Annotated in this window: 25 protein-coding genes and 1 pseudogene; 16 read left to right on the top strand and 10 right to left on the bottom strand. The window is 66.9% G+C overall.

What is annotated here, in order from left to right; translation table 11 throughout:
- Positions 1-15: 15 nt before the first annotated feature.
- The gene (locus QYS60_RS01105; RefSeq protein ID WP_054371336.1) at positions 16-1,851 is read left to right on the top strand and encodes an acyl-CoA dehydrogenase; all 1,836 of its coding nucleotides are present in this window, start codon (positions 16-18) and stop codon (positions 1,849-1,851) included.
- Positions 1,852-1,967: 116 nt separating this feature from the next.
- Here QYS60_RS01105 and QYS60_RS01100 read toward each other — a convergent pair whose 3' ends face one another.
- Positions 1,968-4,403, bottom strand: coding sequence for a VanW family protein (locus QYS60_RS01100; protein ID WP_371382178.1), 2,436 nt, complete (start codon positions 4,401-4,403; stop codon positions 1,968-1,970).
- A gap of 244 nt (positions 4,404-4,647) precedes the next feature.
- A complete protein-coding gene (locus tag QYS60_RS01095; RefSeq protein ID WP_371382177.1) occupies positions 4,648-5,961 on the bottom strand; it encodes an acetyl-CoA C-acetyltransferase in 1,314 nt (437 codons plus the stop codon).
- Positions 5,962-6,104: 143 nt separating this feature from the next.
- Between QYS60_RS01095 and QYS60_RS01090 the strand changes: the two genes are divergently transcribed.
- The 6 genes from QYS60_RS01090 (at position 6,105) to QYS60_RS01065 (ending at position 11,364) form a co-directional block, all read left to right on the top strand.
- Positions 6,105-7,451 (top strand): 3-oxoacyl-ACP reductase, encoded by a 1,347-nt coding sequence (locus QYS60_RS01090; protein WP_003939208.1) that lies wholly within the window; start codon positions 6,105-6,107, stop codon positions 7,449-7,451.
- Complete coding sequence (locus tag QYS60_RS01085; RefSeq protein WP_371382188.1) at positions 7,451-8,308, top strand: MaoC family dehydratase; 858 nt, start codon at positions 7,451-7,453, stop codon at positions 8,306-8,308. The genes QYS60_RS01090 and QYS60_RS01085 overlap by 1 nt, the downstream gene beginning before the upstream one ends.
- A gap of 249 nt (positions 8,309-8,557) precedes the next feature.
- The gene (locus tag QYS60_RS01080) at positions 8,558-9,781 is read left to right on the top strand and encodes an alkane 1-monooxygenase (RefSeq protein WP_371382176.1); all 1,224 of its coding nucleotides are present in this window, start codon (positions 8,558-8,560) and stop codon (positions 9,779-9,781) included.
- Positions 9,781-9,942, top strand: coding sequence for a rubredoxin (locus QYS60_RS01075; RefSeq protein WP_003939211.1), 162 nt, complete (start codon positions 9,781-9,783; stop codon positions 9,940-9,942). The genes QYS60_RS01080 and QYS60_RS01075 overlap by 1 nt, the downstream gene beginning before the upstream one ends.
- Before the next feature lies 1 nt (position 9,943).
- Positions 9,944-10,129, top strand: a complete 186-nt coding sequence (locus QYS60_RS01070; RefSeq protein ID WP_003939212.1) for a rubredoxin — start codon at positions 9,944-9,946, stop codon at positions 10,127-10,129.
- A complete protein-coding gene (locus QYS60_RS01065) occupies positions 10,126-11,364 on the top strand; it encodes an NAD(P)/FAD-dependent oxidoreductase (RefSeq protein ID WP_371382175.1) in 1,239 nt (412 codons plus the stop codon). The genes QYS60_RS01070 and QYS60_RS01065 overlap by 4 nt, the downstream gene beginning before the upstream one ends.
- Before the next feature lie 207 nt (positions 11,365-11,571).
- Here the strand turns inward: QYS60_RS01065 and QYS60_RS01060 are convergent, their stop codons facing one another.
- A complete protein-coding gene (locus tag QYS60_RS01060; RefSeq protein ID WP_371382174.1) occupies positions 11,572-11,733 on the bottom strand; it encodes a hypothetical protein in 162 nt (53 codons plus the stop codon).
- A 37-nt stretch (positions 11,734-11,770) separates the two neighbouring features.
- Between QYS60_RS01060 and QYS60_RS01055 the strand changes: the two are divergent.
- Positions 11,771-11,974 (top strand): annotated as a pseudogene (locus QYS60_RS01055) (transposase); the annotation flags it as partial.
- 399 nt (positions 11,975-12,373) lie between these two features.
- Positions 12,374-12,937: a TetR/AcrR family transcriptional regulator gene (locus QYS60_RS01050; protein WP_003939214.1), complete on the top strand. Its 564-nt coding sequence runs from the start codon at positions 12,374-12,376 to the stop codon at positions 12,935-12,937.
- A gap of 382 nt (positions 12,938-13,319) precedes the next feature.
- Here QYS60_RS01050 and QYS60_RS01045 read toward each other — a convergent pair whose 3' ends face one another.
- From QYS60_RS01045 to QYS60_RS01030, 4 genes are all read right to left on the bottom strand, one after another.
- Positions 13,320-14,663: an MFS transporter gene (locus QYS60_RS01045; protein WP_371382173.1), complete on the bottom strand. Its 1,344-nt coding sequence runs from the start codon at positions 14,661-14,663 to the stop codon at positions 13,320-13,322.
- Between the two features lie 30 nt (positions 14,664-14,693).
- A complete protein-coding gene (locus QYS60_RS01040) occupies positions 14,694-16,619 on the bottom strand; it encodes an NAD(P)-binding protein (RefSeq protein ID WP_371382172.1) in 1,926 nt (641 codons plus the stop codon).
- 26 nt (positions 16,620-16,645) lie between these two features.
- Positions 16,646-17,794, bottom strand: a complete 1,149-nt coding sequence (locus QYS60_RS01035; protein ID WP_371382171.1) for an alpha/beta hydrolase family protein — start codon at positions 17,792-17,794, stop codon at positions 16,646-16,648.
- A 124-nt stretch (positions 17,795-17,918) separates the two neighbouring features.
- Entirely contained in the window at positions 17,919-18,701 is a 783-nt protein-coding gene (locus QYS60_RS01030) for an SDR family NAD(P)-dependent oxidoreductase (RefSeq protein WP_371382170.1), read from the bottom strand.
- A gap of 141 nt (positions 18,702-18,842) precedes the next feature.
- On the opposite strand from QYS60_RS01030, the gene QYS60_RS01025 reads away from it, so the two are divergent.
- The 7 genes from QYS60_RS01025 to istB all read left to right on the top strand — a co-directional run bounded on the left by QYS60_RS01025 (position 18,843) and on the right by istB (position 23,535).
- Positions 18,843-19,265, top strand: a complete 423-nt coding sequence (locus tag QYS60_RS01025) for a YidH family protein (RefSeq protein ID WP_235157731.1) — start codon at positions 18,843-18,845, stop codon at positions 19,263-19,265.
- A complete protein-coding gene (locus tag QYS60_RS01020; protein WP_371382169.1) occupies positions 19,241-19,585 on the top strand; it encodes a DUF202 domain-containing protein in 345 nt (114 codons plus the stop codon). Before QYS60_RS01025 ends, QYS60_RS01020 begins: the two co-directional genes overlap by 25 nt.
- A gap of 25 nt (positions 19,586-19,610) precedes the next feature.
- Positions 19,611-19,910: a hypothetical protein gene (locus QYS60_RS01015; RefSeq protein ID WP_371382168.1), complete on the top strand. Its 300-nt coding sequence runs from the start codon at positions 19,611-19,613 to the stop codon at positions 19,908-19,910.
- Positions 19,907-20,644: a TSUP family transporter gene (locus QYS60_RS01010; RefSeq protein ID WP_371382167.1), complete on the top strand. Its 738-nt coding sequence runs from the start codon at positions 19,907-19,909 to the stop codon at positions 20,642-20,644. The genes QYS60_RS01015 and QYS60_RS01010 overlap by 4 nt, the downstream gene beginning before the upstream one ends.
- Positions 20,645-20,956: 312 nt before the next feature.
- Positions 20,957-21,139, top strand: a complete 183-nt coding sequence (locus QYS60_RS01005; protein WP_371382166.1) for a hypothetical protein — start codon at positions 20,957-20,959, stop codon at positions 21,137-21,139.
- Positions 21,140-21,316: 177 nt separating this feature from the next.
- The gene (locus QYS60_RS01000; protein ID WP_302071033.1) at positions 21,317-22,693 is read left to right on the top strand and encodes an IS21 family transposase; all 1,377 of its coding nucleotides are present in this window, start codon (positions 21,317-21,319) and stop codon (positions 22,691-22,693) included.
- The gene (gene istB / locus QYS60_RS00995) at positions 22,690-23,535 is read left to right on the top strand and encodes an IS21-like element helper ATPase IstB (RefSeq protein WP_302071030.1); all 846 of its coding nucleotides are present in this window, start codon (positions 22,690-22,692) and stop codon (positions 23,533-23,535) included. Before QYS60_RS01000 ends, istB begins: the two co-directional genes overlap by 4 nt.
- Positions 23,536-23,948: 413 nt before the next feature.
- On the opposite strand, the gene QYS60_RS00990 is transcribed toward istB, so the two are convergent.
- The 3 genes from QYS60_RS00990 to QYS60_RS00980 form a co-directional block, all read right to left on the bottom strand.
- Positions 23,949-24,299: a hypothetical protein gene (locus QYS60_RS00990; protein ID WP_371382165.1), complete on the bottom strand. Its 351-nt coding sequence runs from the start codon at positions 24,297-24,299 to the stop codon at positions 23,949-23,951.
- A 115-nt stretch (positions 24,300-24,414) separates the two neighbouring features.
- A complete protein-coding gene (locus tag QYS60_RS00985) occupies positions 24,415-24,882 on the bottom strand; it encodes a hypothetical protein (RefSeq protein ID WP_152442270.1) in 468 nt (155 codons plus the stop codon).
- Positions 24,883-25,140: 258 nt separating this feature from the next.
- A complete protein-coding gene (locus QYS60_RS00980; RefSeq protein ID WP_235157738.1) occupies positions 25,141-25,317 on the bottom strand; it encodes a DUF4913 domain-containing protein in 177 nt (58 codons plus the stop codon).
- Positions 25,318-25,319 lie beyond the last annotated feature (2 nt).

Below are 25,319 nucleotides of genomic sequence, written 5' to 3'. Positions count from 1 at the left end.
GGGAGTAGCGCAGACATGGGCCATTACAAGAGCAACCTCCGGGATCTGGAGTTCAACCTCTTCGAGGTGCTGAGGATTCAGACGCTCCTCGAGGCCGGGAAGTTCGGCGACCTCGACGAGGAGACCTCTCGTGGCATTCTGGCCGAGGTGAAGACCCTCACCGAGGGCCCCGCGGCGGAGTCGTTCGCCGAGACCGACCGCACCCCCCCGGTCTTCGATCCCGAGACCCACTCGGTCTCGCTCCCCGAGGGCTTCAAGAAGGCGTTCAACTCCTGGTACGAGGCCGGCTACTGGTCCATGGGCCTCGAGGAGGAGATCGGCGGAACGCCGGCACCGCGCGCCCTGAGCTGGGCCGTCAACGAGATGATGCTCGGCGCCCAGCCGGCCGCCTTCATGTACGCCGCCGGCCCCTCCTTCGCCGGTGTGCTCCACGCGAACGGCACCGACGAGCAGAAGCAGTGGGCCGCGACCATCGTCGAACGCGGCTGGGGCGCCACCATGGTGCTGACCGAGCCCGACGCCGGCTCCGACGTCGGCGCCGGCCGCACCAAGGCGATCAAGCAGGACGACGGCTCCTGGCACATCGAGGGCGTCAAGCGGTTCATCACCTCCGCCGACTCCGACGACCTGTTCGAGAACATCTTCCACCTCGTCCTCGCCCGCCCGGAAGGCGCCGGCCCCGGCACCAAGGGCCTGTCGCTCTTCTTCGTCCCGAAGTTCCACTTCGACTTCGAGAAGAACGAGATGGGTGAGCGCAACGGCGTGTTCGTCACCAACGTCGAGCACAAGATGGGCCTGAAGGCGTCCGCCACCTGCGAGCTCACCTTCGGCGGCCACGGCGTCCCGGCCAAGGGCTGGCTCGTCGGTGAGGTCCACAACGGCATCGCCCAGATGTTCGACGTCATCGAGCACGCCCGCATGATGGTGGGCACCAAGGCCATCGCGACGTTGTCGACCGGTTACCTCAACGCCCTGGCCTACGCCAAGGAGCGCGTGCAGGGCGCCGACCTGACCCAGATGACCGACAAGACCGCTCCCCGGGTCACCATCACCCACCACCCGGACGTGCGGCGCGCGCTGGCCATGCAGAAGGCCTACGCCGAGGGCCTGCGCGCGGTCTACCTCTACACCGCCGCGCACCAGGACGACGTCGTCGCCGAGCAGATCTCCGGTGCCGACCACGAGCTGGCGCACCGCGTCAACGACCTGCTGCTGCCGATCGTCAAGGGTGTGGGCTCCGAGCGCGCCTACCAGTACCTGACGGACTCGCTGCAGACGTTCGGCGGCTCGGGCTTCCTGCAGGACTACCCCATCGAGCAGTACATCCGCGACGCGAAGATCGACTCCCTCTACGAGGGCACCACCGCGATCCAGGCGCAGGACTTCTTCTTCCGCAAGATCGCCCGTGACCGCGGCGTCGCCCTGGCGCACGTCACCGGCCAGATCCAGAAGTTCCTCGCCTCCGACAGCGCCGACGAGCGCCTCAAGTCGGAGCGGGCCCTGCTGGCCACCGCGCTCGAGGACGTCCAGGCCATGACCGCCACCCTGACCGGCTTCCTCATGGGTGCCCAGGAACAGCCCACCGAGCTGTACAAGGTGGGTCTGGGCTCGGTGCGGTTCCTGCTGGCCTTCGGCGACCTGCTCATCGGCTGGCGGCTGCTCGAGCAGGCCGAGATCGCCCTCGCGGCCCTCGACGCCGGCTCGGACGCCAAGGACAAGGCGTTCTACGAGGGCAAGGTCGCCGTCGCCGGCTTCTTCGCCAAGAACGTCCTGCCGGAGCTGACCGCCGTCCGCAGCATCGTCGCCAACGTCGACCTCGACATCATGGAGCTCGACGAAGCGGCGTTCTGAGCCGGCGCTCGGACGGAACCGAACAGGTAGACAGAAGCCGAGTACGTAGACAGAAACACTGTGCCCTCCCGTCTCGCGACGGGAGGGCACAGTGCTGTGTGCACTTACTGCCGCGGCTACTCCGTCCCGGCCGGCGTCTGCGATGCCGCCGCGGGCGTCTCGGCAGGAGCTTCCTCCGCCTCGTCCGCGCCGCTCGGTGCGGGCTGCGGGGTCGTCGTCCCGGCCGGGCGCGCGCCGGCGGGTTCGTCCGAGCCACCGCCGGGCGTCTCCGCCTCACCGGGTGCCGGCTGCGACGGCGCGGCCGGTGCCGACTCCCGCTCGGGCTCCGGCTCGGCGCTGACGCAGCGCACCACCGGCACCGGGTCGTAGCGGACCGTGCGGGTGGTGCTCGAGATCTGCCGGCCGGTGGCTGCGTCGGTGATGATGCGGGTGTCGCTCACCGTGAACCCTTGCGCACCGCTCGACGGGATGCACCCGGGCCCGGCCGGAAGGGTGATCGTGTTCGGTGCCGTGAAGTTGGTGCGGGAACCGGTCACGGACTCGACGTCGACGGTCTTGGTGCCCCAGATCCGCACCGTGATGTCCGACGACGTGCCGATCGCCTGGATCAGCACTCCGGTGTCGGAGGGATTGCGGAACTTCAGGTCGATCGCGCCCTCGTAGACCGTCGCCTCCCGGGCCGCCGGGTACCGCGAGATGTAGTAGCTGTGCTCGGTGTGCTCGACGTCCTCCATACCGGCGAAGTACGTCGCGTTGTACAGGGTGGTCGCGAGCTGGCTGATGCCGCCACCCACAGCCTTGGACGGGCGCCCGTTGTTGATGATCCCGGACTCGACATACCCCTGTGCCGCGCCGCGCGGGCCCGTGTAGCCGTTGAGCGAGAACGTCTCCCCCGGCTTCACCAGGGCACCGTTGATCTCCGACGCCGCCAGGCGGATGTTCACGCCCGAGGCGTACTCGAAGCCCCCGGTGGTGAACTCACCGATCACCTCGCGGATGCCCAGCTTCTCGGCGGCTTCCGTGGTCAGCGCAGGCTCGGCCGGCTTGTACACGGCGTCGGTCACCCGCTCGCCCGGCGCGGCCAGCAGTTGTGGCAGGGATTCGAGACTCACCGGCCAGTCGACGAGCTCGCCGGCGACCGACGGGATCACCGTCGGGCCGCCGCCTTCGATCACGATCCGGGCATCCTTCGGTTCGACCTCGGTCGCCGCCAGTTGCGGCCGGAGGATCTCGGTCGCGGCGTCGATCCCGTACTGCGGGGTCAGGCCCCCGTTGCCGTCCGGCACGAAGGTCAGCACCGCGCCGATCCGGTCGCTGGGCAGGGTCGCGACGGCCCCGTCCCGTCCGCGCACCGTGACGTCGCCGGCGACGGCCGGGTCCGCGACCTCCCGCAGTGCGCGCTCGAGCCCCTCGGGCGTGACCGTCACGTCGACCGTCTCGACCGGGAACTCGACGTCGCCGAACGCCCATCGCTCGGCGAACAGGTCGGCGGCGGCCTCCACATCGAGAGTCTGCCCGGGCAGCGGCGCCACCGGCACCGGCGTCGCCCCGTCGAACACGAGGTTGCCCTCGCGGGGCGGGCGGTCGGCGACCGCGCGCACGCCGCCGATCGCGGCCGCCAACGCGGCGTCGTCGCGGGTCGACACGACACCGATCTCGTCGCCACCACCGAAGAACGACGTCACGCGGGTGATCGGATCGAGCGGCTGCGATCCGATGCGGTCGAGGGTGTGCTCCCAGTCGACGTCCAGACCGGCCTGCGCCGGCACGATCTGTGCGGTCACATCGCCCGCGGTGACGGTGACGGGCTCCTCGGTGCGCGGCCCGAGTTCGGTCCGCAGGATCTGTTCGGCCTCCGGGACCGACCGTCCGCCGATGTCGATGCCGGCAACGGTGACACCGCGCGGAACGTTGCCCGAGGAGACGACGAGGTCACCGACGTAGAGGGCCGCGAGCACGGCGAACACCCCACCGGCGACGAGGGCGATGCGGCGCCAGGGCGGACCGCCGTCGCCTCCGGGTCCGGTCGGCGCCGGCTCCTCGGGTGAGGGCCCGGCGGGCGGGGGTCCCGGGGGTGGGGGTCCGGCGGGCGGGGGTCCGGCGGGCGGCGGGGTGTCCGGTCCCTCCGACGGGGTCGCCGAGTGGGCGGTCGCGTCCCTCGCGACGGCAGGCTCGCGGGAGGCGTCGTCCGACAGGGTGGGGAGGACCTCGGTCTCGGCGTCGGTGCGGTCCGTCGCCGGCCCTTCGGCGTCGGTGCGGTCCGTCCCCGGCCCGTCGGCGGCGGTGCTGCCCGTCGCCGGCCCGACGACGGGCAGCACGGCCGTGGGCGCCTCCCAGGGCGGTACCTCCGCCGGCGGCGCCGGCTCGGCGTCCGGGCTGTGCTCGGGCGCAGCGTCGTCGGCGACGGACTGCGGGGCGCGGCCGGGGCTTTCCACGGGGACGGCCTCCGACCGGTCACCGGCAGCGTCCCGGGCCGCCTCCGGTTCGGGGACAACCGGTCGAACGTCGTCCTGGCCGCCCTCGGGGTCGTTCGTCCCGTTCTTGCCGCTCACCCGTGTCCTTTCACCGGGGTGCGCCCCGGATCGGGCGCACCACTCGGTATCCAGCCTAATGTCGGATCCCGGGGCTCCCGATCGGACGGGCAGCCGGAGCGCCCGCGGAGAAGCGAAAGACCTCGCGCTGCCGCCAGGTCGGGGGTCAAGCAGCAGCGCGAGGTCGACTGGTTTATCGGCGGTCCCGCCGGGGCGTTACAAATCTCCGAAATTTTTTTCCGGACGGGACCGCGGGACGCGGGACTCAGGCCTCGAGAATGGCGGTCACACCCTGTCCACCTGCGGCGCAGATGGAGATGAGTCCCCGCACGGGCTTACCGGTCTCCTGCTTCTTCTCATGCAGCATCTTCGCCAGGGACGCGAGAATGCGTCCGCCGGTCGCGGCGAACGGGTGCCCGGCCGCCAGCGACGAGCCGTTGACGTTGAGCTTGGTGCGATCGATGGATCCGAGCGGAGCGTCCAGGCCGAGCCGGCCCTTGCAGTACTCCTCGGACTCGAACGCCTGGAGCGTGGCCAGCACGACGGACGCGAACGCCTCGTGGATCTCGTAGAAGTCGAAGTCCTGCAGGGTCAGGCCGTTGCGGCGCAACAGCCGCGGGATCGCGTAGGTGGGGGCCATGAGCAGGCCGTCACCACCGTGGACGTAGTCGACGGCCGCGGTTTCCGAGTCCACGAGGTAGGCCAGCACGGGGAGCCGGCGCTCCGCGGCCCACTCCTCCGAGGACAGCAGCGCTGCCGACGCACCGTCGGTGAGCGGGGTCGAATTGCCCGCGGTCATGGTGGCGTCGCCGAGTTTCACGCCGAACACCGGCTTCAGGCCGGAGAGCTTCTCGACGGTCGAGTCCGGACGCAGGTTGTCGTCGCGGGTGAGTCCCAGGAAGGGGGTGACGAGATCGTCGAAGAAACCACGGTCGTACGCGGCGGCCATGTTGCGGTGGCTCGCGGCGGCCAGCTCGTCCTGCGCCTCGCGGGAGATGCCGAACTCCTTGGTGGTGATCGCCGCGTGTTCCCCCATGGACAGCCCCGTGCGGGCCTCGCCGTTGCGGGGGATCTCGATGCCGAGCATCGACGGCCGGACCTGGCCGAGCAGCTTGATGCGGTCGCCGGTCGAACGGGCCCGGTTGAGGGAGAGCAGGAACTCGCGCAGTTCGTCGTTGACGCCGATGGGAGCGTCGGAGGTGGTGTCCACACCGCCGCCGATGCCGACCTCGATGCGGCCGGCGGCGATGGCGTCCCCGACGGAGATCGCCGACTGCAGACCGGTGCCGCAGGCCTGCTGCAGGTCCCAGGCGGGGGTGTGGGGGTTCAGCGCACTGCCGAGCACGCACTCGCGGATCAGGTTGAAGTCGCGACTGTGCTTGAGGACGGCCCCACCGACGACGGCACCGAGCCGCTCACCCTGGAGATTGAACCGGCTCACCAGGCCGTCGAGCGTGGCGGTGAACATGTCCTGGTTCGAGGCGCGGGCGTACGTGCGGTCCGAGCGGGCGAACGGGATCCGGTTGCCGCCGAGGATTGCGACACGGCGCAGCTGTGTGGAACGGGCGGTGGTGGTCACTGACGTCTCCCGGGATGCTGGTGGATGATGGCGGTGAGTACTGGCTCTCGCTACTATTCTTACTCGCGAGTAAGTTCATTGTCGACACCACATCGTCGGCCCCTCCCGACAATACCGACGTCCGAACCAGAGAAGGTGGAATCGTGGCTGAAACCAAGAACGCCCCCGGCCTCTACGCCCAGTTGATCGGGTCCGCACCCGGAGCATTCCTCGCCAAGCAGTTCGGCCTGCCGCAGCCGGAGAAGCTGCGCCGGTACGAGCCGGGGCAGCCTCCGCTGGCCGGCCCGCTGCTCGTCGGGGGCAACGGCCGCCTCGTCGAACCGATCCGCACGCTGCTGTCCGACTACCCCTTCGCCGACCCCGCCGACACCGAATACGGCGCGCTCGTCTTCGATGCCACCGGCATCACGGACGTCGCCGGTCTCGAACAGCTGTTCACCTTCTTCCAGCCCGCGATCAAGGGCCTCGGGCCGAGCGGACGCGTCGTCGTGCTCGGCACCACCCCGGAAGAGGCCTCCTCCGTGGACGAGCGCATCGCCCAGCGGGCACTCGAGGGCTTCACCCGCAGCGTCGGCAAGGAACTGCGCCGCGGTGCCACCGCGCAGCTGGTGTACGTCTCCCCCGACGCCGCCACCGGGCTCTCCGGCCTCGAATCCACGCTGCGTTTCCTGCTGTCCGCGAAGTCCGCGTTCGTCTCCGGTCAGGTGATCCGCGTCGGAGCCGGCGACGCGACGGCGCCCGAATCGTGGGAGCGTCCGCTCGCCGGGAAGGTTGCCGTCGTGACCGGCGCCGCCCGCGGCATCGGTGCCACGATCGCCGAGGTACTCGCCCGCGACGGAGCGCATGTCGTCTGCGCGGACGTGCCGGCGGCCGGCGACGCCCTGTCGCAGACGGCGAACAAGGTGGGCGGCGTCTCCCTCGCGCTGGACGTCACCGCCCCGGACGCGGGCGACAAGCTCGCCGAGTACCTGCTCGAGCGGCACGGCGGCGCCGACGTCATCGTCCACAACGCCGGGATCACCCGCGACAAGCTGCTCGCCAACATGGACGCCGCGCGGTGGAATGCCGTCATGGCCGTGAATCTGCTCGCCCCCCAGAAGATCACCGAGAAACTGGTCGAGCGGGGCGCACTGAAGGAGGGCGGCCGGGTGGTCGACGTGTCGTCGATCGCCGGCATCGCCGGCAACCGCGGCCAGACCAACTACGGCGCGTCCAAGGCGGGCGTCATCGGCATGGTGCAGGCGACCGCGCCCGTGCTGGCCGCGAAGAACATCACCGTCAACGCCGTCGCACCCGGCTTCATCGAGACGGCCATGACCGCGGCCATCCCGGTGGCCACCCGCGAGGCCGGCCGGTTGATGAGCTCGCTGCAGCAGGGCGGGCAGACCGTCGACGTCGCCGAGACCGTCGCCTGGTTCGCCAACCCCGCCTCGAGCGCGGTCACCGGCCAGGTCGTGCGCGTGTGCGGCCAGTCCATGCTGGGGGCATGATGGCTGTCGTCGAACTTTCCTCGCGGCCTTCGACTCTCGACGTCTACTCCCGGGCGGTGCTCTCGGCGCTGCCGGTCGTGGGCGCCTCCGGCGACAGCCTGCCCGACGACACCCTCGTGCTGCGCGGCCTGCGCGTGGACCCGGACAACCTGGCCGGGTACACGAAGGTGTGCGGGCTGCGCTTCGGTGACACGCTGCCACTGACGTATCCGTTCACCCTGACGTTTCCCCTCGTGATGAAGCTGATGGTGTCGAAGGGCTTCCCCTTCCCCGCTGTCGGTTCCGTCCACGCCGAGAACGTGATCGAGCAGTTGCGGCCCGTGTCGGTGACCGAGCCGCTGGATCTGAAGATCCACGCCGAGAACCTGCGGGAGCACCGCAAGGGGCTGCTCGTCGACCTGGTGAGCGAGATCAGCGTCGGCCGGGAGCCGGTGTGGCGGCAGACGTCGTCGTTCCTGCACCAGCAGCGCACCTCGTTGTCGGATCAGCCGAAGCCCGAACCGAAGGCCGAAGAGATTCCCCCCGTGCCGACGTCGACGTTGCGGGTGGACCAGAAGACGATCGACCGCTACGCCTCGATCTCGGGCGACCGCAACCCGATCCACGTCTCGCGGCTCGGCGCCAAGGCGTTCGGGTTCCCGAGGACCATCGCGCACGGCATGTGGAGCGCGGCCGCTGCGCTGCGGGCAGTGGAGGGCCGCATCCCGTCGCACGCGACGTACTCGGTGCGGTTCGGCAAGCCGGTCCTGTTGCCCGCGACCGTGAATCTGTACGCCGAGCGCGCCGCCGACGGCTGGGACCTGGCGCTGCGCAACCCGAAGAAGGGCTACCCGCACCTCACCGCCACCCTGCGCTGAGAGCCGCTGCGCCGCACTCGCACCACCACCGCCGTGCGTGTTTTCGGTAGTACCGACTACCGAAAACACGCACGGCGTAGCTGACTCTGGCGTCCCTCGCACGGGAAGGCTTCTCCGTCGCGGACTGCCGTCGTGTACAAATTTTTATCTTTGTCTACCGAGCGGACCCGAACTGTTGTACTGTCCAAGAGACAGTGAGCTGGCTCATACCGGCTCCTCCGAGCATCACGGGGACAGGGAGGTCGAACGGTGACGACGTCGGACATCGGCCGGCACGCGCACACGCCGGTGGAACAGTGGCGCGATCGCAAGCGGTATTTGTGGCTCATGGGGCTGATTCCGCCCACGGCGATCTTCCTCGCGACCGCCCTGGTCTGGGGATTCGGCCAGCTCGGCTGGACCGCGGTCGCGCCGGTGTGGTGGTGGATCGGGCCGCTCCTGGTGTACGTGCTGCTGCCGATCCTCGACCGGTTCTTCGGCCCCGACGGGCAGAACCCGCCCGACGAGGTGATGGAGATGCTCGAGAACGACAAGTACTACCGGTACTGCACCTACGCCTACATCCCGTTCCAGCTGGCCAGCCTCGTCTTCGCCTGCTACCTGTGGTCGGCCACGGACCTGTCCTGGCTGGGGATCGACGGCGGCCTGGGGCTGGTCTCGAAGATCGGCCTGGCGTTCAGCGTCGGCGTGATGGGCGGCGTCGGGATCAACACCGCCCACGAGCTCGGCCACAAGAAGGACGACCTCGAACGGTGGCTGTCGAAGATCACCCTGGCCCAGACCGGCTACGGCCACTTCTACATCGAGCACAACCGCGGCCACCACGTGCGGGTCTCCACCCCGGAGGACCCGGCCTCCGCCCGTTTCGGCGAATCGTTCTGGGCGTTCCTGCCGCGCAGCGTGTGGGGCAGCCTGAAGTCGTCGTGGGAGCTCGAGAAGACCCGCCTGCAGCGGCTCGGCAAGAGCCCGTGGACCCTGCGCAACGACGTCCTCAACGCGTGGGCGATGTCGGTGGTTCTGTTCGGCGTGCTCGTCGCGGTGTTCGGCCCGGTCATCGTGCCGTTCCTGATCCTGCAGGCCGTCTACGGTTTCTCCCTGCTCGAGACGGTGAACTACCTCGAGCACTACGGACTGCTGCGGCAGAAGACGGCCTCGGGCCGGTACGAGCGCTGCACCCCCGCGCACAGCTGGAACTCCGACCACATCGTCACCAACATCTTCCTGTACCACCTGCAGCGGCACAGCGATCACCACGCCAACCCGACGCGCCGCTACCAGACCCTGCGGAGCATGGACGGCGCCCCCAACCTGCCCAGCGGCTACGCGAGCATGATCGGCCTCGCCTACATCCCGCCGCTGTGGCGCAAGGTCATGGACCACCGCGTCGTCGAGCACTACGACGGCGACCTCACCCGAGCCAACATCCAGCCGAGCAAGCGCGACAAGGTTCTCGCGCAGTACGGGGCACGGTGATGGCCGCCTACGAATGCCCGGTGTGCAACTACGTCTACGACGAGACCGCCGGCGCGCCGCGCGAGGGTTTCCCCGCCGGCACCCCCTGGGACGCGATTCCCGACGACTGGTGCTGCCCCGACTGCGGGGTTCGCGAGAAGATCGACTTCGAAGGACGCTGAGATGACCACCGACTACAAGTTGTTCCGTTGCCTGCAGTGCGGATTCGAGTACGACGAGGCCGAGGGCTGGCCCGAGGACGGCATCGAGCCCGGCACCCGCTGGGACGACATCCCCGACGACTGGTCCTGCCCGGACTGCGGCGCCGCCAAGTCCGACTTCGAGATGGTCGAGGTCAGCCGGACGTGACCGAGACGATCGTCGTCGTCGGCACCGGGGTGGCCGGCGCGACCGCCGCACAGACCCTGCGCAAGGAAGGCTTCGCCGGCCGCGTCGTGCTGATCGGCGAGGAGGCCGCACTGCCGTACCGGCGGCCGGTGCTCTCGAAAGACCTGCTCGCCGGCAGCATCACCGACGAGAAGGCGCAACTCGAACCGGCCGGCTACTGGACCGATCACGACATCGAACTGCGCACCGAGACCCGGGTCGTCGAACTCGACCCGGAACGTCACCGGCTCCGGCTGTGGGACAACGAGATCGTCGACTACGACGCGGTGATCCTGGCGACGGGCGCCCGCGCCCGCCACCTCGAGCACGACGCCGGGGACAGGGTGCTGAGCCTGCGCACGGCGGAGAACGTCGCGCCGCTGCGGGCCGCGATCGCGGCGCACCGATCGCTCCTCGTCGTCGGAGCCGGCCTGATCGGCTGCGAGGTCGCTTCCACCGCAAGGGAATTGGGAGCCGAGATCACGGTGCTCGAGAGCGCGCCGTCGCCGCTCGCCCGCATCGTCCCGCCCGCGGTGGCCCGGATGTACGTCGGTCTGCATGCCGAACACGACGTGCCCGTCCATACCGGCGTCGCGCTGCGCTCCCTCGCCGGGAGCGACGACGGGGTGCACGCCGTCGCGGAGGACGGGCGCGCCTGGACGGCGGGCTCCGCTCTCGTTGCGGTGGGTTCGGTGCCGGACACCGCGCTTGCCCGGGCGGCCGGGCTCACCGTCGGTGACGGCATCGTCGTCGACGAGTCCTACCGCACCTCGGCCGCCGGGGTGTACGCCGCGGGCGACGTGACCGAGCAACCCAACCCGGTGCTCGGCGGCCGGCACCGCACGGAGAACTGGAACAGCGCCCGGGCGCAGGGCGTTGCCGTGGCGAAATCCGTACTCGGGCAGCCGCTCGGAGCCGCGGAGGTGCCCTGGAGCTGGACCAATCAGTACGGGCACAACCTGCAGTTCGCCGGCTGGTCCCGGCACGACGACGACTACGTGGTGCGCGGGTCGATCGAGGACCGGGACTTCACGGCGCTCGCGCTGCGCGGCGACCGCCTCGTGGGCGCGATCGCCCTCGGCCGTCCGAAGGACATCCGCACTGTGCGCCGGCTCGTGGCCGCGAGCGCGCCGATCGATCGCGCCGCGCTCGCGGACGAGTCCGCCGCACTGGACGACGTCGCCGGTCGGGGCGCGGCCGTGCCGGCCTCGCTGTAACGGGAACTGAGACGATGCCGACACCAGTCCGGGCGTGCGTCAGGCCGGCTTCCGGGCCCGTCCGGGCACCCGCCACCGGTGCCGCAGTACCAGGGCCGTTCGGACTGCGGCGGCAAGCACCCCGTAGGGCAGGGAGAACCCCCACCCAGCACAGGGTCTCGACCGGCAGCAGCCCAACGCCGGGGCCGCCCCCGCCCGGCGCTGCCGTCACACGAGCGTCCCGGCACCACACTCGGTGGCGCAGACCACCACGAACGCCGACAGCAACGGGACGGTGGAGCGGAACCCCCACCGGTTCTCGAACACGCCCTGGCCGTAAGTCGGATAGCCCAGGAACGTGGCGATCTCGCCGTGCCGAGCCAGGTGCACGATCGCGTAAAGCCCCGGCAGCCCGCAATCGATCCCCCGAGGACTACGCCGCACCCTGAGCAAGCGAGCCGCTGACGTACTGGCCTACTTCGTCCGGCCCGGCACCAGCAATGGCCCAACCGAAGCGATCAACGGCCGCCTGCAGCACCTGCGCGGCTCCGCCCTCAGCTTCCGCATGTCTTTGGCTTGTCTGATGTTGTCCCGCGAGGTCAGGGCTTTGCGGGACTGCTTTTCGCGTTGAGGAGCTATCAACGCGATCACCGCATGGGCGGCCAGGGTGCCGCCGATGCTGGCGGATGTGTCGTCGAAGTCGTGGCTGACGAGTTTGCGCGTGCGTAGTAGCGATTTCCGCGGCCGGGACGGTGCAGAAGCCAGTTGTCGACCGTTTCGGGTAGCCATCCGTCGATTGCCCCGATACGAACATCGGCTGGCGGAAGCATCCCCTTCGCGCGGTAGCTCTTGATGGTGTTCACCGAGCAATTGACTCGCGCTGCGAACTCTGCGATGGACAATCCGCGAACCGTCACGCGTCCAGATTACACCCAGTCGGGTGCGCAATAGGCCCGAGTGGGCGTATTGTGGTCATCATGACGCGCAGAGCTCTCCGGGCAGGCACCGGGGCGGACGATAGAGTTGAGGAGTGACAGGTTCGAAGAAGTCTCTCGCGACTGAGGGGGCTGGCGACACGGATTCGCGGACTGCACTCATCCGGGGTGCTCAGCGTTTGCTAGCCCAGCGCCCGCCGAGTGCGATTACTGGCAAGCAGATTGCAAAGGAATCCGGCGTCCACTATGGACTGATTTATCATTATTTCGAGTCGAAGGACGCGCTGTTTCTGACGGCGATGCAGGAACTGACGGCAGACTACATTGCGTATCGTGACGCTACGGTTGACCGCGCAATAGCCCTACCTCGGTTGCCCTTCGAAGGTCACGAGTTGTGGTGGAGGGCGGCCGCCAACTTTTCCGCGGACGGTGGTGCATCGTACACATCGTTGGGGTGGACGTATCCGGTGATGAATCACGAGCTGAAGGAGATCCTCAAACATCATCCGGAAGTGTCGGAGTTCGAGGCCAAATCTCATATCGTCCGGGAAGTATGTCTCAATTTCGGGTGGATGTTCTTCAAGGAGACGCTGGCGCGTGGCATGCAGTTGAGCGAAGAGCAAATGGCGGAGCTGGGACATTTCATCTCGGAGCGGTAAGCCCCCTCGCCTATCGACGCTCTAGCGCGTAAGGGTGGGCCCGGTCTCGGGTTGGTGTCAGGCGGCTGACCGCCGGGAAACCCTCCGAGTGCACTATGGCCACGTCGAGTGTTGTAGTGCTCGAGCCGGGACGCAAGAGCTGCGGTCCGTTCGGTGTCGCAAGTGGAGTGCCGATTGCACTGGCGATTTGAGCCTTGGATCCGCGGTGGCGACAGCGCTCAATGATGAGCACCCTGCCGCGAGAGGGGGTGCGTGCGGGCACCGTGCGGCGGGCGTGAGAACCTCCGAGCGGATGTGGGCCTTCGATGAGGCACACTCCACTCGGAGGTTTCTGTTCACATCACGCCGACACGCGCGCCATCAACGTCCCGGTCGGGGGCATCTAGGCGATCTTCGATGCCGAGTCCGCCGTAAGCAGTTTGCCGAGTTGCTTGGCTTCGCGTCCTGGGTCGATCAAGAGGAAGCCGGCCAATCCGCCTAGCAGGACGAGGATGCCAGACACGATGAAGGCTTGAGTGTAGCCTTGTCCGCCTCCGGCGGCGTCGACGATCCATCCGAACACGGTGGGGCAGACGACGCCTGCGGAAGTGATGATTGCTACGTAGATGCCTAGAGCTGCCCCTCGCTGCAGAACCGGCAGGAATTCGGAGAGCAGCGTGGCTCCGGTGGTGAAGGTGACCAGTCCGAGTCCGAAACCGATGCACAGAGCGACGATCTGCACAGCTCCTGGAGCCATCTGTGTGCTGATGATGACGAAGACGCCGGCGAGGGTGACGCTGCCCGCGGCCATGTAGCCTCGTGCGACCTTACTGCTGACACCGTTCTCCATGAGTTTGCGTGTGACGAACGCTTGGCTTAGGAGGAAGAAGATCGCAGTGAGCGAGACCGCCATGACGATGGTCGAAGCGCCTTGCGCGGAGTAGCCCTGGGCTTGGCGGAGGAAGGCCGGCAGCCACGCGGAGACGATCGCGAGTGCCCAATAGGCGGCGAATCCGACGCACACGGTGCCGATGTAGGTGCGACTCAACAAGAGTGTGCGATAGGGGACGCGTCCGCCGCCGTCGAAGATGGATCCGCTCAGTTCGGCACTCTTGGCGCCGCCGGTGTAGGGTCCGTCCTTGCCGACGAAGTACCAGATCGCCATCCACACCAAACCGGCGACACCGACGGCGAAGAATGCCCAGTGCCAGTCGTGATTGCTGATGATCCAAGTAAGCACGGGGGCTGCGACCGCGATGCCACCGAACGCCCCCACGTTCTGCAGGGCGATAGGCATGGTGCGCTCGTGGTCGCGAAACCACTGGGTGGCTGTGTGGAACGACAATCCGGCGGAGGGGCCCTCGCCGAGGCCGAGGATGATGCGTGAAAGCAGGATGACGAGGAACCCGGGTGCCAGCCAGATGGAGAATTGGCTGATCGACCAGATCGCGACCATGATGAACAGCAGCCATTTCATGCTGCGTTTGTTGGCCAGGAAGCCGGCTACGACCGCAGAGAGTGAGAACAGGAAGTAGATCGAGCTGGCGAGCAAGCCGTACTGGCTCGCGTTGATGTTGAGATCTTCCATGAGCGGGACGGCGACGAGGCCGAGAACTGCCTTGTCTGCCCAGTTGACCAGGGCGAGTGCGACAAGCATGGCTGTCACTGCCCAGGCTCGTCCGGTGGAGCGAGGCACCGCAGGGGCGGCGGCGATGGGGGCGGCTTGCGCGCCGACTTCAAGGGGCATGCCGATCAACCTTCGATTCTGGTGGCCATGTTATCGGGCCGAGGTGGCTTGTGGGGACGTGGAGTTGCTCGTGAGAGTGAAGTGGTCGAGGTTCACCTCCTGAGTCATGGCCCAGTACTCGAACGAGGTCCACGGCATGTTGGTGGTGACTCGGCCGGCGCTGTTGCGGTACCAGGTGCCGCCTGACGAGACCGACCAGACCATCTCACCGAGTCGCTGGTCGAGAGCTTCGTTGTATTCCTCGAAGGCCTCGTGGTTCACTTCGATCACGCCGGCATCATGCTCGAGCATGGTCGTCACGACGTCAGCAATGTAGCGCGACCAGTTTTCGGCTTGGAAGAAGATGCTTCCCCCGGTGCCGATGTTGGTGTTGGGCCCGTACATGATGAGGAAGTTCGGGAATCCCGGCACTGCCATGCCGAGGTAGGCGCGCGGATCGTCATCCCCCCAGACCTCGCGTATCGACCGTCCGTCGCGGCCGTAGATCGAGTAGGAGGCCAGCATCTTGGATGCTTCGAACCCTGTGGCGAACACGGCGATGTCGATGGGGTGGCGCTGGCCGTCGTCGTCGATGACGGCATCGGATTCGAAGCGGGGAGTGCGGCAGTTGACCAGTTCAACGTTGTCGCGGCGAAGCATGCGGTACCAGCCGTTGTCACGCAGCATGCGTTTGGTGAAGGGCGGATAGTCCGGCAGTACCTTGGGCAGCAGATCCTGGCGGTCCCCGAGTTCGTCCACGATGTACTGGGTGAGCACCTCACGCATGCGTGCGTTCTCCGCGCTGATCGAACCGTCGTCGCTGCGCCAATTCGGATCGACCGTCTGAGCTGGGCGCATGACGTCGTTCTGCGACAGGAGGGTGCGTGCCCGGAACCATCGTTCGTAGGCCGGCACATTCGCCAGCAACCACTTTTCGCCGTCGGTGACATTGTGGCTGTAGTTGTTGACGCCGACGTTCCACTGAGCACTGCGCTGGAAAACGGTGAGCTTGTCGACGACCGGGGCCAGTGCCGGACCGATCTGATTGCCACTGGCCCCGGTGCCGATCAGCGCCACCCGCTTGCCGTCCACCGCCACCGAGTGGTCCCATTCGGCGGCGTGGAAAGCCGGTCCTTCGAAGTCGGCCAGCCCCGGTAGGTCCGGGATGCTGGGACGGTGCAGCAGGCCGGCGGCACTGACGACGACGTTGGCGCGGATCTCGCGAGCTTGTCCGTCGGCAGTGCGGGTGGTCACCAGCCACACGCCCTCCTGTTCGTGCCACTCGGCAGCGAGTACCTCGGTGTTGTAACTGATGAAGTCCGTGAGCCCCTCGAGTTCGACGCATCGGCGGATGTAGGCGAGGATCTCGGGTTGTTTGGCGTAGTACCGCTCCCATTCGGGATTGCGGGCAAACGAGTAGGAGAAATAGTGGCTGGCGATGTCGACGCCGCAACCGGGGTACGTGTTGTGATGCCACGTGCCGCCGCAGTTGTCGCTCTTCTCCACGACCTCGAAGGAGATGCCGAGCCTCTTGAATCGCCGCGCGGCGGCGATCCCGGACAATCCGGCACCGATGACGACGACATGGAAATCGTCAACTGCTTCCGGCCGCCCCGCCGACCACTCGACCTCGGCCGTGTCGGACAAGCCCATCTCTTTGTGCAACATCGCGTGCTCAGCGGCCGGCAGAGCGGTACCCCTGGCCCGGTCGAGGAGGGCGTCCACCAGCGACAGTTCGGGTGTTCCGTGGATGTCGCTGGAAACGATGGCCTCTGCCAGTCGTTCGCGGATTTCTTCGAGGGCATCGTCGGGGAACGTGTGATCCCAGGGGTTGGCGCCGACGATGTGGCCTGCCCATCGGTCGGCCAATGCGATGTCATTGGTCAGCTCGCACAGGGTGAGCAGCAGGCTCGCCGGTTCGCCGTCGCGCAACAATGCCACGAGGTGGTCGCGGCTCATCGTCTTCGGGTCGGTCATGATCTCGATTTCTCCTTGAGGTGGCGCTAGTGGGCGGTGGTCAGGACGCGGTCGACGCGGTCGCGCATCCATGTCCGGGTGATGTGGTGTTTGTCGGCTGGATAGCGGTTGATGACGTGTTCACCGCGCTCGAACAGCGCCATCTGTTTGTCCGGTGAGGCGACATGTTCGAGTAGTCGCTCGCCGTCTTCGAGAGAGACCATGGGGTCGGCGTCACCCTGCAGGAGCAGGTAGGGGCAGTGGAGGTCAATGCGGTCGGCCGACAGTTCCATCGACTCGAACACCGCTCGCACGTGTTCGGGAGAGACGTCGTTGCCGCAGAAGGTGCCGAGTTTACGGGCGTAGCTGCGACGCACCAGCGTGGCGGCCATCGACAGGACGGGGCCGTTGCTGCATACGGCCGCGAACACCGGATAGCGCGAGGCGATGAGAACGACGAGGGCACCAGCCATGCTGTTTCCGACGGCCGTGACCGGCATTCCGCCGGCGCGCAGGACCAGGTAGTCGCAGACCTGCTCGTAGGAATCGAGCCACCCGGTCGCCAGGTAGTGGTCGTGGACGAACCGTGTTTCACCTTGTCCCGGTCCGTCGATGACCACGGCGACAAAGCCCTCGTCGACCAGCGGCAGAGCGGTACCTTCCCAGTCCATCGACCATCCGTCGACCCCGCCGTGCACCAGCACTACCGGGTGGGGGCCCGGCGTCGACGGCGTGATGACCCACGCTGCCATCGGTCCGCCGGCGGTGTCGATGACGACGTGCTCGTACCGGGAATCGTGTTCTCGCGCCTTGGCGAAGTTGGCTGCCGCCGCGAGGTACGTTGCGCGGCGCTCGGCGGTGTTTTCGAGGTCCATCACCTGGCTGACGCGCTGCAGCGACGATGCGCGTGCGTACAGAGTCGATTGGCCGAGCGCGGTCTTGGGCGCCTGCGGCGCCTCCGCGCGAGTCAGGAGCTGATCGGCCAGCGCCAACGCCGACCGTTTCCACGCATTGGTCTCTGCGGCCAGTTCCATCAACCGCAGCCCGTCACCGAGCTCGACGCCGTACGCGTGTAGTCGATGCAAGGTGAACTGTCGCAGCGCAGCCTCAGTCGCGCTCGCCTCGTCGGGTGTCGCTGCGATCCCAGTCGGGTAACTGAAGTCGTCGACGAGTGCGGATCGTGCACTCGAGGTCACGGGCATCCTCCTTCGAAAGTGATCGGCAAACCCCACCGACTGCGACAAACAGGCAGTCGGGCAGGTTTCATGGCGCCGCCGCAGTGATGCGCGGGGCGTGGGATGGGGCGCTGGTCCGGGCTGGTCAGGCCCCGTTGGTGGCCGCGGTCATCGCGTCGGAGATGATGCGCAGACCGACGTGACCGACCGCGCCGCCGTCGACGGGGATGTCGACTCCCGAGATCCACGAGGCGGCGTCGGACATGAGGAAGGCGACCACGGGGGCGACGTCAGCGGGCGCTCCGACCCGGCCGAGCGGGATCAAGCTGAGGTGTGCGTCGATGAAATGCTGCGGCGTGTTGTTCTGCATGGGGGTGTGGATGTAGCCCGGAAGAACGCTGTTGACGCGGATACCGCGGGGGCCCAGCTCCATGCTGGCAATCCGCGAGAGTCCGCGCAGCGCCCACTTGCTCACGCCGTAGCCGGCGGCGAGGTGCGCGCCGACGCCTGCGATCGAGCTGATGTTGACGATCGACCCCTCACCGGAAGACATCAGAGGCGCCAGAGCCTGAATCGCCAGCAACGGACCGGTGGTGTTGACCGCGAGCAGCTTGTTCCAGTCCTCAAGTGAGATGTGCTCCAAGCGACCGGCTTTCCCGCGCGCTCCGACGATGCCGGCATTGTTGACCAGCCCGAAGATCGAGCCGTAGGACTTCTCGAGCTCGGCCGCCAGCTGTGACCAGTCGGTGGGTGACGTCACGTCCATGTGCCGATATGTCACGCCGCTGGGCAGGTCTCTTTCGGGCTCGAGAAGATCGGTGACGACAACCGTCGCTCCCTGTGCCGCCATCAGCTCGGCTTCTTCTAGTCCTTGTCCGCGAGCACCCCCGGTTACCACGATGACTCGACCTTCCAGTGCTGCATCCATGTGTTCTACCTGCCTTTTCTCGGTGGTCGTGGCGAGCGCCGGAAGTGTGAGAGGGGCCCGCGGGAGCTGCTAGGTGTGATGCAGCCCACTGATAAGATAGGACTGACTGACAGATCAGTCAACCCAGTGGGAGAGGATGCGATGACGCCACACGGACAGACGGCGAAGCATGAGAACAACGGCGGCCGAATGGGGTCGGACTTCGAGGAGGTTGCTGCGCGGGAGAGCGGTAAGGGGCGCGACGAAGAGCCGGACTATCGCTTCACCTTGGCCAACGAGCGCACCTTCCTCGCTTGGATCCGGACCAGCCTCGCTCTATTGGCCGCCGGCGTAGCAGTGGGTGAGTTGTTCGCCGACGTGTCAGACGGCGTCGGACATGCCGTATTGGCGGTGATTTGTGTCGTCGTAGCAACCGCGTTGTCCCTCGGTGCCTTCCACCGATGGCGCCGCGTACAGGCAGCGATGCGCCGCAGTGCACCGTTGCCGTCGGCCTTCATAGTGCGCGTAACGGTCAGTGGGGTGTGCGTTGTGGCAGGGGTATGTGCGCTGGTGGTGATTGCGTGAAATCCTCACCGCGACGAGATCCTGGGCTTCAGCCGGAGCGGACCATCCTGGCGTGGCGTCGAACAACTCTCACCGGCGCATGCCTCACATTCATGTGTTACCGCGCCTGGACCTCGGACCGTTGCTGGGCGGCGAGCGCGATGCTTACCCTCAGCGCGCTGGTGGTTGCGCTGTTGTGTGTGGGCATGGCGATCCGCACGCGCCGCTACCGACTCGACCATGCCTCGCCCGCGGTCCTGCCGACCTCGCTATTTGTGGTCACCATCGCCGTGACCGCCGGCGTCGGCATGTCACTTCTCGTAACGATCCAGCACACCTAGCCATATGACTCCGCACGAACACCACATGCTCACCTACGTCCGCATATGGATGCGCTACGGCGGCGCAGACGACGACATCTACGTCACCTTCGGCCTCAGCCCGCTCGAGTTCTACACCCGCGTGGATGCCATTCTCGCGGCCAACCCGATCGGCGCAGGCTTGGACGACGCTCAGCGCCGCGCGATGCGGTCCTTCTGCCACGTCAAATACCAGCAGTATCGCGAACGGCACCGCGACGCTCGCCTCGACACGGTCGACAGTCCGCGCCGCCGCAACTACCGCGAGGCGGAAAGTGCGCGCCCCACACCCAGGACGCGACCATGACTGTGACCATGGCGGCGGTGGTGTGCGTGGTCGTGGGGGCGACGTCGGTTCTCGGGGGAGTAACCGGTTTCGGTGCTGCCCTACTCGCAACACCGCTTCTGTTGGTGATCGGCATGGACGTCACCGACACAGTCGTCGTGAACTTGATGATCGGGCTGGCCACGCGCTGCGGAACGGCTGCTCAACTGTTCGCCGCGATCGACCGGCGCTGTGTCGCCCTACTCAGCGCAGGCTGCCTCCCCGGGATCCTGGTCGGCGCGATCACCCTCGACATCACACCTCAAGTCCTACTCAAATTCATCGCAGGAATCGCTGTCATCGTATGCGGCGTAATGATGGCTCGCCGAGTTAGAGCGGGTGTACGTCAGCCGACAAGGAGTATCCAGTTCCTGACCGGCCTGCTGAGCGGGTACCTATCGGCGACCACATCACTTACTGGGCCCGCGCCTGCGCTCATGCTACTGCGCTCGGGCACCACCCCAGTCGTCTTCATCGCCAACATCTCCGGCTACCTCATCGTCGCCTGCGCCGCCACACTGGCCGTTCTCGCAGTCCAGGGCGGACTCACCGGCATCTCGTTCTGGCCATGGATGCCCGCCCTGATCGTCACAGCTGTCGTCTGCAACCGCCTAGGACTCAAGATCGCCCACCACGTCAAAGGCGCCACCTTCCAGGCAATCGTTGCCACGCTTGTCATCGTCGCCGGCATCGGCACCTGCGTCACCGCGTTGTGACGAGGCATCGGATGAGGTTGACACCCGACTCCGTGTCCCGCACCGAACGGCAGCGGTTCTTCCGCGGCGTCACGCGCAAAGGCCCCTCATCGAGGCCCACATGAGCGACCACACCAGCGACTCGATCTCACGCGAGACGTTCGCCGTCGACGGCCGCAACGAGTTGTCCGGCAGCCGCATCCACCGTGGCTGATCCGACGGCTCCGATGCCGACGTACTCGACTTCGGCATCGGGAAGTTCGAACGCGAGCAGCGGTTCGCCGGGGGTGATCCTGACCGGCGGAATGTCAGGACGCTGCGGGCACCGGCTGCGTGTCGTCGGTAGCAGGCGCCGGGACCGGCGTGGCCGTCGCGGGTAAGACGACGGGGCCGGATCGTGCCGGGGACGGTTATGTCTATCTCACCAAGCACGTCGCCAAGGGCGACGCCACCGAGTCCCACAAACCCGATGCGGTCGACTACTACGTCGCCATGGGCACTCCGCCCGGCACCTAGTGCGGCAAATTGGCCGAGAAGGTCGGTGTCGAGGTCGGCTGACGGCGCTCGCTGAAATTCCCCAGTAACGCTCATCGAAATTCCCCACCCGTGTGGCACCGCCAACGAGGGCGGGTCTCCTCCGATGCTGATGGTCTCTGACCACACATCAGCCAGTCGAAGGAGACCCGCATTCTCATGCTGACATGGGAGGACGATGTGGAAGTACACGCCCTACGCAATCGAGGCTGGACGATCTCGGCGATCGCCCGTCACACCGGCCGAGACCGCAAGACCATCCGGGCTTATCTGAACAACGAACGCACCCCTGGGGTGCGCAAACGCACCGAACCCGACCCCTTCGAACCGTTCGTCGACTACATCACCTGCCGGCTGCGGGAAGATCCGCACCTGTGGGCGCGGACCCTGTGCGACGAACTCGAAGAGCTGGGCTACCGCATGTCGTATCAGACGCTGACCCGGCAGATCCGCGACCGCGAACTCCGGCCGGTGTGCGAGCACTGCGCGAGCGCCACCGACCGGCCGAACGCGGTGATCGAGCACCCGCCCGGTGAGGAAACCCAGTGGGACTGGGTCGATCTGCCGAACCCACCCGCATCCTGGGGGTGGGGTTCGATGGCGCATCTGCTGGTCGGCTCGCTCGCGCATTCCGGGCGTTGGCGCGGGATGCTGGCGCCGGCGATGACCCAGCCGCATCTGGTCGACGGTCTCGACCGCATCTGCCGCGGTCTCGGTGGGCTGACCCGCAGCTGGCGCTTCGACCGCATGGCCACGGTCTGCCACCCCGACAGCGGACGGATGACCGCCAGCTTCGCCGGGGTCGCGAAACACTACGGCGTGACGGTGACGATCTGCCCACCCCGGGCCGGCAACCGCAAAGGAGTCGTCGAGAAGGCCAACCATACTGCCGCTGGGCGGTGGTGGCGCACCCTGCCCGACGACGTCACCGTCGAGCAGGCGCAGACGAGGCTGGACGAGTTCTGCCGGGTGCGCAGCGACACCCGACCCCGCCGCACCGCCGACGGGCGGACCACGGTGGCCGCACTCGCCGCTGCCGAAGCGTTGTCACCGCCACCGACAGTGCCGTATCCGGCGATCCTCACCGAGTCCCGGGTCGTGTCGCGGCAGGCGTTGGTGTCCTATCGCGGCAACCGCTATTCGGTGCCACCGGAGTTGGCGTCGGCGCAGGTCACCGTCACCCGGGTGCTGGGATCGGAGGTCATCGACATCGTCACCACCTCGCAGATCACCATCGCTCGACACCGCCTGGCGCCGGACGGAGCCGGAGTGATGGTCCGCGACCACGGGCACGTGCTCGCCCTCGAACAGGTGGCGATGGCCGCCGCCGGCACCGGTGGCCGTCCGCACCGCCGCAAGGAACGGATCCCACCGGGACCCGAGGCGATCGCTGCAGCACGCAAGCTCCGCACCAGCGACGAGACCACCACCTCATCGTCCGGTGACAGCGAACCGACCCCGGTCCCGGCCGCCTCGACGGTGATCGACCTGTCGACCTACGAACGGGCCGCCCGCGGAAGGAACACCCTGGCATGAGCACCGCATCTACCCCGCCGGACCCGATCCCGGCACCCGCCACCAGCGAAGCCGCCAGTCTCTATCAGCGGTTGCGCGGGCATCTGGCCGTGCTCAAACTGCACGACGCCGCCGAAGCGCTACCGGCGGTGCTCGACCGGGCCCAGAAGAACAACCTGTCGATGACCGCCACCCTCGAGCAGTTGCTGGCGATCGAGGTCGACGCCACCGAGGCGCGCCGGCTGGCGGGCCGGCTGCGGTTCGCCTGCCTGCCCACGCCGGCCTCGCTGGAGGACTTCGACTTCGATGCCGCCCCGAACCTCGACCGACCGCTCATCGCCGAACTCGGGACCTGCCGGTTCCTGGAAACGGCGACGAATGTGCTGCTCATCGGCCCGCCCGGGGTCGGGAAGACCCACCTGTCGGTGGGATTGGCCCGTGCTGCGGTCCATGCCGGGTATCGCACCTATTTCACCACCGCGGCCGACCTCGCCGCTCGCTGTCATCGCGCCGCGATCGAGGGTCGGTGGGCGACGACGATGCGGTTCTTCGCCGGCCCGACCCTGTTGGTCATCGACGAACTCGGTTATCTGCCGTTACCCGGGGAGGCCGCATCGGCGTTGTTTCAGGTTGTTGCGCAACGCTATCTGAAGACCTCGATCGTCATGACCACCAACCGTGGGGTCGGGGAATGGGGTGAGGTCCTCGGCGACACGACCGTTGCCGCCGCCATGCTCGACCGGCTCCTGCATCGGTCGGTGGTGCTCAACCTCGACGGTGATTCCTACCGGCTGCGAGACCATCACGCACGTTCGGAGAACCTCCGCAAAGCCACCACCGGCACCCGGCAACCGCTACAGTGAACACCGCTCACAGGTGGGGACTTTCGTCGAGCACAGCTGGGGATTTTCCCCGAGCCTCGTCACGGCAGCGAAGTCACCGAATCCGCGAAGCGGTCGGTGTTCGGCGCCGCCCGCACCCCGAACGCATTGGACACCAGGCCCGGGCCCGGAGCGTCGGCCGAAGATCACCTGAACTGGTCCAGGGATACCGCCCTCGGTTGGGCGTTTTCGTGGTTTCAGAACAGCCAGGAATCCGTTAGCCGGTAACGCTGACCGAGCCCCTGGATCATCACGGAAAGTGGGTCAGAACCAATTCTTGAGTCGAGTTCACATTTGCATCCGGCGGCGTACTTGGCATGGTCTTATAGCCCAGCGGGATCATGGGTCGATGGGTTGAGCTAAGACGCGACGATCTGGATGCTCATCGCTGTCTCCTAGGTGTACTTGTTGAGGATCTTGTCGAGGACGGTCGACGGAACCGGGTCGGCGGGCATGGCCGGACAGCCCATAAAGCTGCGATCGGATGTGGCGCTTGACGCTGCCGCGACCGGCTCCTGCTCCTGCTCCTGCTCCTGCTCCTGCTCCTGGGAGGTTCCTATCGCCAGCCTCGAGGGGACTGCCAGTCGCCAGCGCACGCCGGAAATGACCAGTGGGGCCGTTCCGAGCGAACGCGGCGACGTGTCCGAACCGCACCCCGAGATCCCCTGCTTGTGGATCGATATGGCGGTCACCATCGGCAGCAGAATCACACGGTCGTGGATATACACCGAGTTCACCGCCGTCACCCGTTCATCTCGGGAGAGGACGTGGATCCTCGATCCGTTGTGCCTCAGTGTATTGGCGCTGAGACCGGTCTGAGAAAGCTCCGGGACTCGGTCGAAGAACCTCGGAAGTGGCGATTCAGTGGCATCTGTCGAAGTTCAAGATTTTTTGGTGATACGGGCTCACGGTCGCATGACCGATGAACGAGGCACTTTCCGTGCTCCCGTCGGAGTAGGTCGCGATTGTTTTCCCGTGGTAGGTGTTGGTGAAGGCCCCCTGCGTCGACGTGCTCGCGGTGGCTTGGCCTTCGGTAGTCGCGGTGACGGTCGGCAGCGACGGATCCAGCGGGACGCCGGTGAGCGACTCCATGAAAACTGACCGGAAAACTCTTCTTCCACCTGGATTTTCGAGGTAATAGTCAGTGGCAGTGACGGTGTCGGTCAAGGTGTAGGTGGGTCCCCCGTTGCAGGTCACCGGCCCCTCGAACGTAAAGGAAAAGGTGTAGGTTTCGGTGCTGCGCTCGACCGGTGCCGCAGACACAGTGCCCGCTGGGCCGACGAAACCAACCGCCATCGCGACTGTTCCGGCAGCGAAGGCGATCGCCACTCTCCGCGCACTACCACTGTCACTGCGTCGCTGTCTGCGTGTCATATTCATGCATCCCCATTTCTGCAAGATTCGGTGAGGATCATCGATGTGCTCCGAGGTGCTCGCCGAAACGGCTCACTTGTGGGCAGCTCTCACTCTAAGTGCTGCACCAGAATTCGTTTACCCTATTCGCAATCTAAGGGGGTTGGCAGTACCTCAGACGTTGGCACCCCTGGAAATCAGTCCAAGTATCTCTACGCGGATTTCCCTTGACACTCACCCGCTGTGCTGCGTAAGGATCACGTTGAGAACGGCTGTAGGTACAGGGTCCGAGGGCATGGCCGGCCGTCCCATGAAGCTGTGATCGGATTTGGCGTTGGCCATCGGTCCCGTGTCGCCGTCGGGGATAGGCCGCAGGTGCGGTTCGAGGTGTTGGATCCACCATGAGGACATCG

The organism is Rhodococcus sp. GXMU-t2271 (assembly GCF_041414735.1).
Taxonomy (GTDB): domain Bacteria; phylum Actinomycetota; class Actinomycetes; order Mycobacteriales; family Mycobacteriaceae; genus Rhodococcus; species Rhodococcus indonesiensis.
Note: the sequence above shows the minus strand (reverse complement) of the source record. Positions and strands in the feature narration are given on the sequence as shown.

What these genes read in the sequence shown, in the direction of transcription:
- QYS60_RS01025 (WP_235157731.1), top strand. Translation starts at nt 18,843, where the DNA reads ATGACGCCACACGGACAGACGGCGAAGCATGAGAACAACGGCGGCCGA.
- QYS60_RS01075 (WP_003939211.1), top strand. Translation starts at nt 9,781, where the DNA reads ATGGCCGCCTACGAATGCCCGGTGTGCAACTACGTCTACGACGAGACC.
- QYS60_RS01085 (WP_371382188.1), top strand. Translation starts at nt 7,451, where the DNA reads ATGGCTGTCGTCGAACTTTCCTCGCGGCCTTCGACTCTCGACGTCTAC.
- QYS60_RS01105 (WP_054371336.1), top strand. Translation starts at nt 16, where the DNA reads ATGGGCCATTACAAGAGCAACCTCCGGGATCTGGAGTTCAACCTCTTC.
- QYS60_RS01010 (WP_371382167.1), top strand. Translation starts at nt 19,907, where the DNA reads ATGACTGTGACCATGGCGGCGGTGGTGTGCGTGGTCGTGGGGGCGACG.
- istB (WP_302071030.1), top strand. Translation starts at nt 22,690, where the DNA reads ATGAGCACCGCATCTACCCCGCCGGACCCGATCCCGGCACCCGCCACC.
- QYS60_RS00980 (WP_235157738.1), bottom strand. Translation starts at nt 25,317, where the DNA reads ATGTCCTCATGGTGGATCCAACACCTCGAACCGCACCTGCGGCCTATC.
- QYS60_RS01040 (WP_371382172.1), bottom strand. Translation starts at nt 16,619, where the DNA reads ATGACCGACCCGAAGACGATGAGCCGCGACCACCTCGTGGCATTGTTG.
- QYS60_RS01000 (WP_302071033.1), top strand. Translation starts at nt 21,317, where the DNA reads ATGCTGACATGGGAGGACGATGTGGAAGTACACGCCCTACGCAATCGA.
- QYS60_RS01020 (WP_371382169.1), top strand. Translation starts at nt 19,241, where the DNA reads ATGTGCGCTGGTGGTGATTGCGTGAAATCCTCACCGCGACGAGATCCT.
- QYS60_RS01045 (WP_371382173.1), bottom strand. Translation starts at nt 14,663, where the DNA reads ATGCCCCTTGAAGTCGGCGCGCAAGCCGCCCCCATCGCCGCCGCCCCT.
- QYS60_RS01015 (WP_371382168.1), top strand. Translation starts at nt 19,611, where the DNA reads ATGCTCACCTACGTCCGCATATGGATGCGCTACGGCGGCGCAGACGAC.
- QYS60_RS01030 (WP_371382170.1), bottom strand. Translation starts at nt 18,701, where the DNA reads ATGGATGCAGCACTGGAAGGTCGAGTCATCGTGGTAACCGGGGGTGCT.
- QYS60_RS01070 (WP_003939212.1), top strand. Translation starts at nt 9,944, where the DNA reads ATGACCACCGACTACAAGTTGTTCCGTTGCCTGCAGTGCGGATTCGAG.